Below are 16,319 nucleotides of genomic sequence, written 5' to 3' on the forward strand. Positions count from 1 at the left end.
GCTCTATTTTGTATTTTAATTTCTAAATAAAAAAAAATCATGATTATTAAACAATTTGAAGATAAGCCATTAGCTCACTATTCTTATGCAATAATTAGTGATGGTAAAATGGCACTTGTAGATCCATCAAGAGATGTAAAACTGTATTACGATTTTGCAGAACAACATGATGCTAAAATTATTGCTGTTTTTGAAACGCATCCACATGCCGATTTTGTGAGTAGTCATTTGCAAATACATAAGGAAACTGATGCAAAAATTTATGTAAGTAAATTGGTTGGCGCTAATTATCCGCATCAAGCATTTGATGATGGAGATACTCTTAATTTAGGAACGGTAACTTTCTCGGCTATTAACTCGCCAGGTCACTCACCAGATAGTATAACAGTGATTGCTGTAGATGAAGAAAATAATCATGCTATGTTCTCTGGAGACACCTTATTTATTGGAGATGTCGGAAGACCAGATTTAAGAGAAAAAGCGGGTAATATGAAAGCTAAAAGAGAAGAATTAGCAAAAAGTATGTATCATACCATACATCATAAATTCAATCATTTACCAGACGCTACCATAGTTTATCCAGCACATGGTGCAGGATCGTTATGTGGTAAAAATATGAGTACAGATTCATCAAGCACTTTAGGAAGAGAACGTAATGAAAATTGGGCGTTTAAAAATTTAACTGAAGATCAATTTGTGAATCATATTTTAAAGGATCAACCCTTTATACCTTCTTATTTTGGATTTAATGTGGATATAAACAAAATAGGTGCTGATAATTTTGAATCTACATTTTGTGGTATACCTTTTTCATTTGGGATAACCAATTTTATTAAAGATGACAGATTAATTATTGATGTAAGAAGCGCAAAACAGTTTAAAAATAATCACTTAAAAGGAAGTATTAATATTATTGCAGAAACGGAAGATGATAAAGTAGAAACTTGGTTAGGATCTATTGTTACACCTAATGAAGCGTTTCATTTAGTAATTAACTCAATTAATGACAGAAAAACAATCCTAAGTCGTATTGCTAAAATAGGTTATGAAAAGCAAATCAAATCGATTATTACACTAGGTGCTAATACCTTTGAGGCATTTAAAGTATTAGATATTGAAGACTTCAAAAAACACCCAAATCAATATACCATTATTGATATTAGAAACGCTAGTGAGGTTGCAGAAGGTAAAATTTTTGAAACTGCGATTTCAATTCCTTTAAATCAATTAAGAGCTTCTAGAAGTCAAATCCCAACGGATAAACCTATTGTAGTACATTGTGCAGGAGGTTATAGAAGTGCAGCTGGAAGTAGTATTATTTCAAATATAATAAAAACAGTCCCTGTATATGATTTAAGTGATGCTGTTAAAGCATTTACAGCTTAAAAATAAATAACACATATTGATTTTGAAAAGCCACTTTTTTGAGGCTTTTTTGTAATATAAGTTACACAACGTTTAAGCCTTGTGTCGTATTTTTGTATTAAAATAAATAAGCTATGGATACCGAAATTTTAGCCAGAATTCAATTTGCCTTCACCATTGCCTTTCATTATATCTATCCTCCATTAAGTATTGGTATAGGTTTGATCATGGTTATTATGGAAGGACTATATCTTAAAACAGGAAATAAGCATTATGAAGTATTAACTCGCTTTTGGTTAAAAATCTTTGCTATAACTTTTGGTATTGGTGTCGCAACTGGTATTATTATGGAGTTTGAGTTTGGTACCAATTGGGCAGTATATTCAAGATATGTTGGTGATATTTTTGGAAGCGCTTTAGCAGCCGAAGGTTTATTTGCATTTGGGTTAGAAAGTGCCTTTTTAGGAGTTTTAATTTTTGGATGGAATCGTGTATCTCCTAGAGTACATTTTATATCTACAATTGGTGTTTTTCTTGGTTCCATGTTTTCTGCAGTTTGGATTGTAGTAGCTAACAGTTGGCAACAAACACCAGCTGGTTATCATATAGTTGGCGAAGGATTTAATGCTAGAGCAGAAGTGACAGACTTTTGGGCAATGGTTTTTAATCCATCTAGTGTAGATAGGATTATTCATGTTTGGCAAGGCGCATTTTTAGCAGGTGCGTTTTTAGTTTTAAGTGTGCATGCTTACTATTTACTTAAAGGTCGATATGTTGAGATTTCAAAAAAAGCATTTAAAATTGCTTTAGGTTTGGCAACTATTATATCATTAACTCAATTACTTTCAGGGCATAGTTCGGCAGATGGTGTGGCTGTAAATCAGCCAGCAAAATTAGCAGCTATGGAAGGGCATTATGACAAATCTGCACCTGCTGATTTATACTTGTTTGGTTGGGTAAATGATAAAACGCAAGAAGTGACAGGTATTGGTATACCAGGAGGTTTGTCTTTTTTGGTACATCAAGATTTTGAAGCTCCAATTACTGGATTAAATGCTTTTCCAGAAGAGGATAGACCAGGTCAAGTAAATGCAGTGTTTCAATTTTATCATATTATGATTTCTATAGGTATGTTTTTAATTGGATTAACATTATATGCTTCGTTTTTATGGTGGAAAGGAACATTATTTGAAAAACGATGGTTATTAAAAATCTTTGCATTTTCAGTGTTACTACCACAAATTGCAAATCAAGTCGGATGGTTTGCTGCAGAGATGGGACGACAACCATGGATTGTTTATGGGCATTTAAGAACTAATGAAGGGTTTTCGCAAGAAGTATCTTCTAATCAAATTTTATTCTCTTTAATATTATTTTTAGTAGTCTATGCTATATTGTTTTTATTATTTATCTATTCTTTAAATAAAAAGATAAAACACGGACCATATGATGAAGCTAATAATACACTAGACATTATTTAAACAAACACTTATGGAAACAATATTAGGTATAGATTATCCAACACTTTGGTATTTAGTTGTCGGCTTATTATTTTCGGGTTATGCTATTTTAGAAGGGTTTGATTATGGTGCTGGTGCTTGGCACTTATTTTTAAAAAAAGACTTAAGTCGTCGTATTGCAATTAATGCTATTGGTCCATTGTGGGACGCAAATCAAGTGTGGTTAATTATTGGTGGAGGCGCCTTATTTGCAGGATTTCCTGTTATGTATGCTACTATGTTGTCGGCAATGTATATACCTTTTATGTTGTTTTTAATGCTTTTAGTGTTAAGATCTTCTGCTATAAAATTTAGAAGTGCTGAAGACATGACTTGGTGGCGAAAAACATGGGATATTATTTATTTTGTTTCCAACACGTTAATAGCTTTTTTATTAGGTGTTGTCTTAGGTAATGTTTTGCAAGGTTTTGAATTAGGAGAAAACTTGACCTATCAAGGTGGTATTTTCTTCTCATTTTTAAGTCCTTATGCTATTATGGTTGGTTTTACAACATTATCTATTTTTATGACACAAGGTGCAATTTTTTTATTACTAAAAACGGAAGGTCGTTTGCATGCTAGATTAACGTTTTTGCTAAAAAAAGGAATGATTTTCTTTATTATAAGTTTTGCAGTAACATCATTATATACTTTGACTTTTTTACACGGAGTTACAGATAAATTTAAAGAAAACCCTGTGTTTTTTGCATTACCTATTCTAGCTTTTTTAGCGGTAGCTAATGTACCTAGATTAGTGTCTCAGAAAAAATATGCTAATGCTTTAGTTTTTTCATCTTTAACTATGGCTTTTTTATTAATGTTAGTTGCTTTTCAATTATATCCAGTATTATTACCTTCGACTATAGACCCTAAATACAGCGTAACTATATACAATGCAGCGTCTTCGCAAAAGTCACTTGGTATTATGTTAACTATTGTTGCTATTGGAGCACCATTATTAGCTGGTTATTTCTTGTTTTTATATAAAACATTTCATGGTAAAGTAAAATTGGACGATACTAGTTACTAGTTATGTAACATAAGTAGCTGTGCAGGTTTTAAGTATATAATATCTTTATTTAAAATTCACAGATTATGTCTAAAATCGTCATTTTAGGAGCCGGAATTTCTGGTCATGTAGCAGCTTCTCATTTAAGAAGAAAACTATCTAAAGATCACGAAGTTATTGTGGTATCTCCTAACAGTAATTACCAATGGATTCCTTCCAATATTTGGGTTGGAATTGGTAGAATGAAATCAAAAAAAATCTTATTCCCATTAGCACCTTTATACAAAAAGAAAGGAATAGGTTATAAACAAGCTAAAGCAATTTCGTTTTTTCCTGAAGGCGATAAAAATGAGGATAAACCATATGTTTTATCAGAGTATGTCGCAGGAGCTAATAAAGGTCAACAAGAAAAAATAACTTACGATTATTTAATTAATGCTACTGGACCAAAATTAAATTTTGAAGCGACAGAAGGCTTAATTCCTGGACAAAATAAAACCTATTCTGTTTGTACTTATACACATGCTGACCATGCTTGGGAAGGTTTAAATGAAGTTATTCAGCAAATGAAAGCTGGTAAAAAAGCTAAAATATTGATTGGTACAGGACACGCCAAATCAACTTGCCAAGGTGCTGCGTTTGAGTATATTTTAAATGTAGAACAGGAGTTGCGTAAGCACAATGTACGCGATATGGCAGAAGTCACTTGGATTTCTAACGAATACCAATTAGGCGATTTTGGGATGGATGGTATGTTGTTAAGCTACGGAAGCATGACCATGAAATCTCATGAAATGGTCGAAATGATTTTTGAAGATAGAGACATCAAGTGGATATTAGGAGCAGGTGTTAATAAAATTGAAGATGGTATTGCCCATTATGAAAACTTGGAAGGAGAATATAAGACTGAAACTTATGATTTTGCAATGTTAATTCCATCATTTTCTGGTCATGGTTTTAAAGCTTTTGATAAAAATGAAAATGACATCACAGAAAAACTATTTAAAGGGTTTATGATTGTAGATGCCGATTATACAACAAAACCATACGAAGAATGGTCTGTAAAAGATTGGCCAGAAACGTATCAAAACCCAAGTTATAAAAATATTTTTGCTCCAGGAATTGCATTTGCGCCTCCACACGCCATTTCTAAGCCAAGAACTAGCAAAAACGGAACGGTTATTTCGCCAGCACCTCCACGTACAGGTATGCCCTCTGGTATTACTGCCAAATTGGTCGCAGATAATATTATTGACTCTATTAAAAGTGGATCAGAGTCATTACATCACAAGGGAAGTTTAGGTAATATGGGAGCAGCATGTATTGCTTCTGCTGGTTACGGGATGACAAAGGGAAGTGGTGTTAGTATTACCACGTTTCCTATTGTTCCTGACTACGAAAAATATCCAAAAACACAAGGTAGGCAATTAGGTAAAACTTTTGGAGAAATTGGGTTAGCAGGACATTGGTTAAAACTAGCATTGCACTATGCGTTTATCTATAAAGCAAAAATGAAACCTTTTTGGTGGTTGATTCCAGAATAAATATACTACGCGTTTTTATTTACTATTTATCACTTATCCTGAAAAATCAAGTAGATATTTAGGTTTGCTTCAAAATTTTACAAGAATTTAATAAGTATCAAAATGACAGAAAGAATATCAAAATATCAAAGATTTAAAATGATGAATCCAATCATTCAGTTTTTTAAATTCATTTATTTAAGCATAAAAATAATGGTTGTTGTAGCAGGAGGACATGGTGGTACCAGAAGCTAATCAGAAGTAATAGCTGGTCTCTTTTAAATAGATTCTGAAGTTATAATATGCACACCCATAGCAACCATATTAATTTTAATATTTTCAAATGCTTCTAGATCTAAAGGTTTAGAAGCATCTTCAATAAAATAGCATTCAAAACCTTCTTGAATAGCATCGCGGATAGAAAAGTAAACACAAATATCAGATGCTAGACCACAAAAATAGAGTTTTGTGACCTCCTTTTCTTTTAGATAACCTGTTAATCCTGTTGCTTTTAAATGGTTGTTGTCATAAAAGGCGCTATAACTATCAATGTTAATATCGGTTCCTTTTCTAAAAATAGCTTCGTATTTTGTAATGTCTAATTTTGGATGTAATTCAGCACCTTTACTGCCTTGTACACAATGTTCTGGCCACAAGGTTTGCATTTGTCCACGCCAATCAATACTCTCAAAATCAGATTTCCCTTCGTGATTTACAGCAAAGCTAGAATGCGCTTTTGGGTGCCAATCTTGTGTGGCTACAATCAAGTCGAATTTATCTTGTATGCTATTTATTAGAGGTACAATATTATTACCGTTGGGAACAGGAAGTGATCCTCCAGGAATAAAATCGTTTTGTACATCAATGACTAAAAGTGTTTTCATAGTTGGACTATTTTTTAATAAATTAGACTTCGATTTATCTAACCATCTGCAGTATTACTTTAGTTTTTATGTTTGTTAATTAGATCATTTCGTTCCTTTTTAAGTTGACTACTTAATCCAATTTTATAGGTATGCGGATTTTGAAAACGTTTATATTCATCCGGGAGTTGAGCTAAACGCGATTGCGAATATTTAGCAATTTCGTTAACCGTTCTTACAGGTATTACACGCTTACCATCCTCCATTACTAGCTCTAATAATGGCTCTTTTTTTAACGCCTTAATATTTATTTGTTTGGTTACATCAAAAGGGTGTTCCATTTGATCAATCTCACCTTCGGTATAAATCGCGACAGCATCTGCGCCATAAAATTGTCCATCGTTATCAATCATGCGATACACTTGTTTTTTAAACGGTAGTGATACTTTTATAATGTTTTCAGAGAGTTTAATTCTTGGATCACCATTGTATTCAGATAATTTATATACACCATCTAACGCAGCGTCTGGTCGTCCTGTAACCAAATTAGTACCTACACCAAAAACGTCAATAGGTGCCTGTTGTTCTTTTAAACTTTTTATAACAAATTCGTCTAACTGATTAGAGACTACAATTTTTACATAACTTAAATTTGCAGCGTCTAAAATGGCTCTCGCTTTTTTAGATAAATAGGCTAAATCACCACTGTCCAATCGGATTCCAAAAAGTTTCTCACCTTTTTCTTCCATTTCTTTGGCAACTGTAATCGCATTTGGAAGTCCTAATTTTAGAGTATTATAAGTATCAATTAAAAGCACACAGTTTTTAGGTCGTACTTGCGCAAAATCACGAAATGCGTCTAATTCATTATCATAACTTTGGATAAACGAATGTGCCATTGTTCCTGTAGATGCGATGTTGTAATCTTCCGCAGCTTTCACATTACTAGTACTATCAAAACCACCAATAGCCGCAGCTCTAGACGCATAATAACCACCTGTAGCATGTGCACGACGTAATCCCATATCTAATAAAATGGCATCTTTTGCACTATAGCGTATTCTGCTAGCTTTGGTTGCAATTAAGGTTTGAAAATTAAGAATATTTAGTAAAAGGGTTTCTATAATTTGTGCTTCTATAATATTTGCTTCAACTTGTAAAATGGGACGATTAGGAAAAACAACATCGCCTTCTTTACTAGAACGAATACTTCCTTTAAAGCTAAAGTTTTTTAAATACTCTAAAAATTCGTTCTCAAATCCTTTTTGCTTTAAATAAGAAATATCAGACTCTGAGAATTTAAGCGACTCCAATATATCTAAAACATCTTCCAATCCTGCAAATATGGCATACCCATTATCAAAAGGATTACGACGGTAATAATAGTCAAATACAGCTTTACCATTTGGTTTAGTAACAAAATAGACTTGCGCCATTGTAATTTGATATAGATCCGTATATGCTGCAGTAATGTCCATAAATTTATAAGTTTAGTTTACAAGATATTCAAAATTTGAAAGATTTCCATTCTCAAATTCTAAAGAAATTAATAGTATTTAATAATTAGTCTAGTTGAAATTAAATAGTGGTTTTAAACCGAAATTAATTCCCTTTCACACGTTGCCAAAGTTCTGATAACAGCTTTTTACCGTCATTAGAATCTTTTGGAGCTTCAATAAATGAAACTTTACCAGAAGGATCAACGTCTAATTTGTATTTAAAAACAAAACTGTCTGATTTTGGTTTTAAACTTAATAATCCAAAACGTAAATCGTTAAAATAAAGGGTGTTTTCTGTTTTAGTAATTGTGTACCAACCTTCCGTAATGGTAATCATTTGCTTTACACTTTTATCTTCAACAAGACTACCTAGTAAGTCGTGGTTTTTTGGATAGCTTTCAAAAGTGATAGGTTGGCTGTCAAAAAACGAATAATTCCCCAATAAATAAGCATCATCAGTTTGCACATTAGCACTCCAAAGTATCGTGTTTAATGCAGATGGTCTAGTGTCAATATCTAAATAAGCAATGTTTTGTTCTTTTAAAGCAGATTCAAATTTTGTGTAAGCTGCCCATTTTAAAAGTAGCGTAATGGCTAAGTACGATGTACTTATAATCAAACCCATGTTATTATAAAAACGTCGTTTTGCAGTGGTCCGTTTTTGACGCATCGCTAAAATTAAAAATATCAGAAAAGGGACTGTGTACAAAGGGTCAACTACAAATATGTTTTTAAAAGCTAACCGTAAATCAAAAGGCCAAAACAGTTGTGTTCCCCAAGTGGTGTGTGCATCTAATATAGGATGAGTTACAAAAGCTAAAAAGAATAGCCAAGTCCAGTTTTTAAAGTTTTTATAGGTTTCGTAACGCGTGACAATCCAAGCTAAAATAGGTGCAAAAAGTACTGAAAACACAATAGAATGCGTAAACCCACGATGTACATAAAGTGCTGTAACATTGTCCGTGAAAAAAGAGGCTAAAACATCTAAATCAGGAATTGTACCTGCGATAGCACCATAAAGCATGGCCTTGTTTCCAACTTTTCTTCCTAAAACAGCTTCTCCTACAGCTGCTCCTAATACTATTTGTGTTAATGAATCCATATAACATGCAAAAGTAAGAGATACTAATTTATTTATAACAAGACTTCGGTTTTATGTTGTTTTTTACTTGGTAACTTATGTTACCGACCAAGCTATTTATGTAATGTACATTTGTATTGTAAATTAATTATTGATGAAAAAACACATTTATATACCATTATTACTGTTAGGATTAACACTTTCGGTTCATGCGCAACAAGTGGTACCCATTGCAAAATCTGATGTTTTGTCAAAAGTATCTGAGAATAATACTAGTATAAAAATTTCTGAACAAGATTTTAATGCAGCCAAAGCAGATTACAGGCAAACCAATGCAGTGTTTTTGCCAAACATTACAGCAAGTCACACTGCAATGGCGACGACTAACCCTTTAATGGCTTTTGGTTCTAAATTAAATCAGGAGATTTTAAGCTCAAACGATTTTAATCCTGCATTATTAAACGATCCTTCGCAGATTGAAAACTACGCAACCAAATTCGAAATTCAGCAACCATTAATTAATTTAGATGGTATTTACCAACGTAAAGCTGCTAAGTCAAAAATGGAAGCCATGTCTTTAAAGACAGAACGTACACAAGAGTATTTGGTGTTTGAAGTGGATAAAGCCTACATGCAATTACAATTAGCCTATAAAGCGGTAGACGTGTTAGTAAAAGCATTAGAAGCTGCAAATGCTAATAAAAAATTAGCAGAGGACAGTTTTAAACAAGGGTATTTACAACGTGCAGATGTGCTAAATGTTGAAGTACGTGTGACTGAAGTTCAAAATCAATTACAAACAGCTAAAAGTAATGTGCAAAATGCCTCTAATTATTTGTCTTTTTTAATGAATGATGATACTTATGTTGTGTATATGCCAAGTGATGAATTGTCCATTGCAACGTTTACTTTAGACGATAAAAAGGTTTCAGAAAATCGTTCTGACATTAAAGCTATGCAATTAGCAACCAATGCTTATGAAGCGATGAATAAAGCGGATAAGATGGCGTTTTTACCACGTTTAAATGCGTTTGGGAGTTATGAGTTGTATGACGATCAAATTTTCCAAGGAAGTGCTAATGGGTACCTTTTCGGAGCACAATTAAGTTGGGATATATTTCAAGGGTCTAAACGTATTGGTAAAGCTCAAAAAAGTAAATCAGAATTCGAAAAGTCTAAATTAGAGTATCAGCAATATGTATCTAAAAGTAATTTAGAATTAAACAAAGCTAAACGCGCCTTTATAGATGCTGATAATAAGTTGAAATTAACAACTTTAGCATTGCAACAGTCAGAAGAATCTTTACGTATTAGAACTAACAGATTTAAAGAAGGTCTAGAAAAAACATCTGATTTATTAATTGCCGAAACGCAATATGCACAAAAGCAATTGGAATATTACCAAACCATTTTTGAATACAATTACACACAAGCATATTTACAATTTTTAACTAAAGAATAAAAAAGATACAAGAATATAGAAGCAAGAATCAAGATTGATTTCCAAGAGTTCTTAATTATAAAAATGTCACACTAAGCGCAGTCGAAGTGTCTTAAATAAAAAATAATAACCATGAAAAAAATATATACAATCCTTACACTTTCTATAGCGCTATTTGTAGCCAGTTGTGGTAGCGAAGACAAAAAACCAGTGGTAGATAATTCGCCAGCAATTAGTGTAAAAACTAGTCAAGTTGCAGCAAATAGTAACAGTCCTTTTTTATCGGTAAGCGGAAAAATTCAAGCTACAAATAGTGCAGATTTAAGCACTAGAATGATGGGTTATGTTAATAAAGTATATGTCAACGTTGGCGATAAAGTACGTAAAGGACAATTATTAGTATCAATTAATAATAGCGATTTACAAGCTAAAAGAGCTCAGGTTAATGCAGGAATTACAGAAGCTAACGCAGCTTTAAATATTGCGCAAAAAGATTACAACCGTTTTAAAAACTTATTTGCAGACAATAGTGCGTCTCAAAAAGAGATGGATGATATGACTGCAAATTACGAAATGGCTAAGGCTAGAGTAGAAGGTGCCAATCAAATGAAAAACGAGATTAACGCACAGTTTGCTTACAGTAATATTACTGCACCTTTTAGCGGAACCGTAACTAGTAAAAATGTAGAAGCTGGTAATATGGCAAATCCTGGTGTGCCATTAATAAGTATAGAAACACCTGGAAATTTTGAAGTGATGGCAATGGTACCTGAAACTGAAATTTCAGAGATTAAATCAGGAACTACAGTAGATGTTTTGGTTAAATCGATTAATAAAACTTTAAAAGGAAAAGTAAAAGAAGTAAGTATATCAGCCAAAAACACCGGAGGACAGTATTTAGTAAAAATTGATTTAGATAAAACAGAGGCTAATATTTTATCAGGCATGTTTACAACAGTGCAATTTCCTGTAGAGAGAAAAGCAACGTCATCAATGGTTTTAATACCTACTGAAGCTATTGTCACAACCGGACAATTATCTGGAGTTTATACAGTAAGCCAAAGCAATACAGCATTATTACGATGGTTACGTTTAGGTAGAACTTTTGGAGATCAAGTGGAAGTGTTATCTGGTTTAAATGCAGACGAAGCATACATTGTTTCTGCTGAAGGGAAATTATTTAATGGCGCTAAAATTTCAATTCAATAACTAATAAGTCGCGTTAAGGATAGAAGTGGAAATCCTTTTTACGTCAGTCCGAGTGAATTTGCCTAAGCAAATTTGTATCGAGAACAAGTAAAAAGATTGCAACGGATAGCCTGTTAAAACGCCCAAAATATAAAGATTTCCATTGTCATGGGAATGAAAAAAAGTAATAATTATGAAAGAAGGAATCGCAGGTAAAATTGCCAAAGTCTTTATGCAGTCGAAGCTTACAGTGCTTTTAATGATTGTATTTATGGTAGTTGGTGTGTACAGTTCGTTTTTAATTCCGCGTGAAGAAGAACCGCAAATTGATGTGCCTATGGCAGACATTTTTGTGGGTTATCCTGGAGCAAGTCCTACCGAAGTGGAGTCGCGTGTGATTAAGCCTTTAGAGCAATTAATTTCGAATATTAAAGGTGTAGAATATGTGTATTCTACGTCTATGAAAGAGCAAGGAATGGTCATCGTACAGTTTTATGTTGGCGAAGATATTGAGCGTAGTTTCGTGAAATTATACAACGAAATTAACAAGCATATGGACCAAATGCCTGAAGGTGTTACGTTTCCGTTAGTAAAAACGCGTGCGATTGATGATGTGCCAATGTTAGGGTTAACGTTGTGGAGTGAAAATTATGACGATTACCAGTTAAACCAGATGGCTCAAGAGTTGGAAGCTGAAATTAAGAAGATAAACGATGTGGCTATTACGCATAAAATTGGTGGTAGAGATCGTCAATTACGTGTGGTTTTAGATAAAGATAAATTGGCTGCAAGTGGTTTGGATTTCTTGTCGGTTTCGGAAATGATTAAAGCAAATAACAGCCAATTAAGTGCTGGTAGTTTTGATAAAAATGATACTGAGTTTTTAGTAAATACAGGTGCTTTTTTAGCTTCGGTTACTGATGTTGAAAATCTAGTGGTTGGTGTGCAACAAAATCAACCAATATATTTAAAGCAAGTCTCTAAAATTATTGATGGACCAGAAGTACCACAAAATTATGTGAGTTTAGGTTACGGAAAAGGGAGTGTAAAATCGGCTGATTATAAGTCGGAATATCCTGCAGTAACTATTTCGGTTGCTAAACGTAAAGGTGCTGATGCCATGAAAATTGCCGATGTGATTATTGATAAAGTAGATCACTTACGTAGTACTTTAATTCCGGATGATGTACATGTAGAAGTCACTAGAAATTATGGTGAAACAGCGTCTCATAAAGTATCGGAATTGCTATGGCACCTTATCGGGTCTATCTTTGCGGTTACACTTGTAGTGATGTTAGCCATGGGTTGGCGTGGTGGATTGGTCGTGTTTTTATCGGTTCCAATTACGTTTGCTTTGACCTTACTAAGTTACTACATGATGGATTACACGCTAAACCGAATTACCTTATTCGCGTTAGTATTTGTAACGGGAATTGTGGTGGATGATTCCATTATTATTGCCGAAAATATGCACCGACATTTTAAGATGAAACGCTTGCCATTTAAAGAGGCTGCTTTGTATGCGATAAATGAAGTTGGAAACCCAACCATTTTAGCAACATTTACTGTAATAGCATCAGTTTTACCTATGGCTTTTGTATCAGGATTAATGGGTCCATATATGGCACCAATGCCAATAGGAGCATCCATTGCTATGATATTATCCTTATTTGTAGCTTTAACTATTACACCATATTTAGGTTATATTTTCTTAAGAGAAAAAGATAAAAAAGGCGCAGAGGAGAAACCAGAAAAACCAGTTGAAGACACACTTATTTATAAGGTTTACAACAAGTTTGAACGTCCTTTATTAGAAAGTAAGAGCAAACGTTGGTTGTTTTTAGGATTGACTTTTATGGGTTTAATGTTAACAATGGTGTTGTTTTTTACCAAATCGGTTGCTGTAAAAATGTTACCTTTTGATAACAAGAATGAGTTTCAGGTGGTTATTGATATGCCTGAAGGTACCACACTAGAACGTACAGGAGTTGTAGCACAAGAAGTGTCGCAATACTTGTCAACACGACCAGAAGTGGTTAATTATCAAAATTACGTGGGTACATCTGCACCAATTACGTTTAACGGTTTGGTACGTCATTACGATTTACGTGGTGGATCTAATATGGCAGATATCCAAGTGAATTTAATTGATAAAGGCGAACGTGATATTCAAAGTCACGGTATTGCTAAATTAATGCGTCCAGATATTCAGAAAATTGCTACAAAGTATAATGCCAATATTAAATTGGTAGAAGTGCCACCAGGACCTCCAGTATTGTCAACGATTGTTGCAGAAGTGTATGGACCTGAGTATAATGAGCAAATTAAGATTGCTAATAGCGTTCAAGAGATTTTAAAAAACACAACTGATGTGGTGGATATTGATTGGATGGTGGAAGCGGATCAAACCGAATATCAATTTGATATTAACAAAGAAAAAGCAATGTTGTATGGTGTTGCACCACAACAAATAGCATACACAATGAATATGGCATTGTCTAATAGAGCTATTACTAATTTATATGATGAAGATGCTGTAAACCAAGTAGGATTAGTATTGACTTTAGATGAAAAAGAAAAATCTACAATTACTGATATTTCGCAATTAAAGGTAAAATCTAAACAAGGTAATATGGTTCCTATTGCAGATTTGGTAACTATTACCGAAACCATAGCTGCAAAAAGCATTTACCGTAAAAATCAAAAACGTGTGGTTTATGTTATGGCAGATATGGCTGGAGATTTAGAAAGTCCAGCGTATGCTATTCTAGGTATGGAAGAAAAGCTGAATGAGATTCCGTTACAAAAAGGCTACGAGTTAAACGAAATGTATTTAGGTCAGCCAGACTTTGAAGACAATTATACTGTAAAATGGGATGGAGAATGGCAAATTACTTTGGAAGTCTTTAGAGATTTAGGTATTGCCTTTTTAGGAGCCATTATCTTAATATACATCTTAATTGTAGGCTGGTTTCAAAACTTTAAAGCACCAATTGTTATGATGGTGGCAATACCATTATCATTAATCGGAATTATTTTAGGACACTGGATTATGGGAGCATTCTTTACCGCAACGTCGTTTATTGGTATGATTGCGTTAGCAGGAATTATGGTTAGGAATTCGGTTTTACTTATTGACTTTATAAATTTAAGAACAGCGGAAGGTGTACCTCTTAAAGAAGCGTGTATTGAAGCAGGAGCAGTGCGTACAACACCAATTTTATTAACAGCAGGAACGGTTGTTATAGGAGCATTTGTGATACTGTTTGATCCAATTTTTCAAGGATTGGCAATATCATTAATGGGAGGGACTATTGTGTCTACAGTATTGACTTTACTGGTTGTGCCTCTTGTTTATTATATGATAGAGAAGAAGAATTATAAATAATGGGAAACTGTGTCGTTAATAATGAGATTCTGAAATGAATTCAGAATGACGAGCGGTTTGCAGATAAGATTGGGTAATAAAAAGAAAGTTGAGTTGTGAATAATTAGGTTCTGAAATAGGTTCAGAATGACATGAATATTAAGTTGTAAATTTAAAAAAGAAGAAAAATGTTAAATACATATTTTAGAGTAATTGTTGGTGTAATGGTATTATTAAGTGTGGTGCTTTCGGTTTATGTAAGCCCAAAATGGATGTGGTTTACTGTATTTATTGGCGTAAACTTAATACAATCAGCTTTTACAAAATGGTGTTTGTTAGAAACTATATTAGTAAAGTTAGGTGTGAGGAAAGAAAGCGCAGGTTGTAGCGTTAAATAGCATTAGTTTTATAATAAGTTAATTCCTATAAAATTAGTAGACTAAAAGTCCATAAATTGATTTGTAGCATGTATTTTTGCGCAAATTTAATTTATGGATTTTTTATTTCAACCTTGGCATTGGTTTGTTTCAGGATTTTTAATTGCCTGTACAATGCTATTTTTATTATTAATGGGAAAAAAGTTTGGTATGTCATCAAACTTAAGAACTTTTTGTGCTGCTTGTGGTGCTGGAAAAGTCAATTCGTTTTTTAAATTTGATTGGAGATCGGATGTGTGGAATTTATTAGTTGTAATAGGAGCAATGATAGGCGGTTTTATAGCATCACATTATTTGTCATCCGCAGATATGCCTGCCATTAGTGATGCTACAAAAGCATCGTTGTCTAGTATAAATATTTCGACTGAAAACCAATACTTACCTGTCGAGTTATTTTCTATTTCCGCTTTAAGCGATATTAAAACAATTGCTATTTTAATTGTTGGAGGAATCTTAGTTGGTTTTGGAGCACGATATGCTGGAGGTTGTACTTCTGGTCACGCTATTTCTGGTTTAAGTAATTTACAACTACCGTCTTTAATTGCTGTTATTGGCTTTTTTATTGGTGGATTAATTATGGTTCATTTATTATTTCCTTTAATTTTTTAATATGAAAAAACTACTATTTATTTTTATAGGGCTTTGTTTTGGGATTATAATGTATAAATCTGAGGCTGCTTCGTGGTTTAGAATTTATGAAATGTTCCGTTTTGAAGCGTTTCACATGTATGGTATTATAGGTACCGCTTTAGCGTTTGGTATTTTGTTTGTTCAGATTATTAAAAGGTATAACGTAAAATCGTTTGATGGTCATCCAATTATAATAGCACCAAAGGAAAAATCGTTTTCTAAATACTTGCTTGGAGGTATTATTTTCGGGTTAGGTTGGGCATTAGTTGGCGCATGTCCAGGACCTATATTTGTACTGGTAGGTGCAGGTTATTTGCCTATAGTTATAGTGTTTTTATCTGCTGCTTTAGGGACGTTTTTATATGGTGTATTAAAAGATAAATTACCACATTAATTACATTTTATTTTTAAAATCTG

The 16,319-nt window shown here is 33.3% G+C and carries 14 protein-coding genes; 11 read left to right on the top strand and 3 right to left on the bottom strand.

What is annotated here, in order from left to right:
- The first annotated feature begins 39 nt into the window (after positions 1–39).
- The 5 genes from JM82_RS03845 to JM82_RS16510 all read left to right on the top strand — a co-directional run bounded on the left by JM82_RS03845 (position 40) and on the right by JM82_RS16510 (position 5,651).
- Positions 40–1,386, top strand: coding sequence for an MBL fold metallo-hydrolase (locus tag JM82_RS03845; RefSeq protein WP_145001417.1), 1,347 nt, complete (start codon positions 40–42; stop codon positions 1,384–1,386).
- Positions 1,387–1,499: 113 nt separating this feature from the next.
- On the top strand, positions 1,500–2,846 hold the full coding sequence (locus JM82_RS03850) for a cytochrome ubiquinol oxidase subunit I (protein WP_028291013.1): 1,347 nt from the start codon (positions 1,500–1,502) through the stop codon (positions 2,844–2,846).
- A 10-nt stretch (positions 2,847–2,856) separates the two neighbouring features.
- Complete coding sequence (gene cydB, locus JM82_RS03855; RefSeq protein ID WP_145001419.1) at positions 2,857–3,894, top strand: cytochrome d ubiquinol oxidase subunit II; 1,038 nt, start codon at positions 2,857–2,859, stop codon at positions 3,892–3,894.
- Positions 3,895–3,959: 65 nt separating this feature from the next.
- Positions 3,960–5,417, top strand: a complete 1,458-nt coding sequence (locus JM82_RS03860; RefSeq protein ID WP_145001421.1) for an NAD(P)/FAD-dependent oxidoreductase — start codon at positions 3,960–3,962, stop codon at positions 5,415–5,417.
- A 102-nt stretch (positions 5,418–5,519) separates the two neighbouring features.
- Positions 5,520–5,651, top strand: a complete 132-nt coding sequence (locus tag JM82_RS16510) for a hypothetical protein (protein WP_261375294.1) — start codon at positions 5,520–5,522, stop codon at positions 5,649–5,651.
- A gap of 23 nt (positions 5,652–5,674) precedes the next feature.
- Here JM82_RS16510 and pncA read toward each other — a convergent pair whose 3' ends face one another.
- The 3 genes from pncA to JM82_RS03875 all read right to left on the bottom strand — a co-directional run bounded on the left by pncA (position 5,675) and on the right by JM82_RS03875 (position 8,860).
- On the bottom strand, positions 5,675–6,280 hold the full coding sequence (gene pncA, locus JM82_RS03865) for a bifunctional nicotinamidase/pyrazinamidase (RefSeq protein ID WP_145001423.1): 606 nt from the start codon (positions 6,278–6,280) through the stop codon (positions 5,675–5,677).
- Between the two features lie 59 nt (positions 6,281–6,339).
- Positions 6,340–7,737 carry a nicotinate phosphoribosyltransferase gene (locus JM82_RS03870; protein WP_145001425.1) on the bottom strand — a complete coding sequence of 466 codons (1,398 nt, stop codon included), beginning with the start codon at positions 7,735–7,737 and terminating at the stop codon, positions 6,340–6,342.
- Positions 7,738–7,861: 124 nt separating this feature from the next.
- A complete protein-coding gene (locus JM82_RS03875; RefSeq protein WP_145001427.1) occupies positions 7,862–8,860 on the bottom strand; it encodes a metal-dependent hydrolase in 999 nt (332 codons plus the stop codon).
- 133 nt (positions 8,861–8,993) lie between these two features.
- On the opposite strand from JM82_RS03875, the gene JM82_RS03880 reads away from it, so the two are divergent.
- The 6 genes from JM82_RS03880 (at position 8,994) to JM82_RS03905 (ending at position 16,296) form a co-directional block, all read left to right on the top strand.
- Complete coding sequence (locus tag JM82_RS03880; protein WP_145001429.1) at positions 8,994–10,301, top strand: TolC family protein; 1,308 nt, start codon at positions 8,994–8,996, stop codon at positions 10,299–10,301.
- 111 nt (positions 10,302–10,412) lie between these two features.
- The gene (locus JM82_RS03885) at positions 10,413–11,489 is read left to right on the top strand and encodes an efflux RND transporter periplasmic adaptor subunit (RefSeq protein WP_145001431.1); all 1,077 of its coding nucleotides are present in this window, start codon (positions 10,413–10,415) and stop codon (positions 11,487–11,489) included.
- A gap of 172 nt (positions 11,490–11,661) precedes the next feature.
- Complete coding sequence (locus tag JM82_RS03890) at positions 11,662–14,856, top strand: efflux RND transporter permease subunit (RefSeq protein ID WP_145001433.1); 3,195 nt, start codon at positions 11,662–11,664, stop codon at positions 14,854–14,856.
- A gap of 167 nt (positions 14,857–15,023) precedes the next feature.
- Complete coding sequence (locus tag JM82_RS03895) at positions 15,024–15,233, top strand: DUF2892 domain-containing protein (RefSeq protein WP_116822969.1); 210 nt, start codon at positions 15,024–15,026, stop codon at positions 15,231–15,233.
- A 93-nt stretch (positions 15,234–15,326) separates the two neighbouring features.
- Entirely contained in the window at positions 15,327–15,881 is a 555-nt protein-coding gene (locus tag JM82_RS03900; protein WP_145001434.1) for a YeeE/YedE family protein, read from the top strand.
- Between the two features lies 1 nt (position 15,882).
- Positions 15,883–16,296, top strand: coding sequence for a DUF6691 family protein (locus tag JM82_RS03905; RefSeq protein WP_145001436.1), 414 nt, complete (start codon positions 15,883–15,885; stop codon positions 16,294–16,296).
- Positions 16,297–16,319: the final 23 nt, after the last annotated feature.

It is taken from the genome of Olleya sp. Hel_I_94, from assembly GCF_007827365.1.
Lineage (GTDB): Bacteria > Bacteroidota > Bacteroidia > Flavobacteriales > Flavobacteriaceae > Olleya.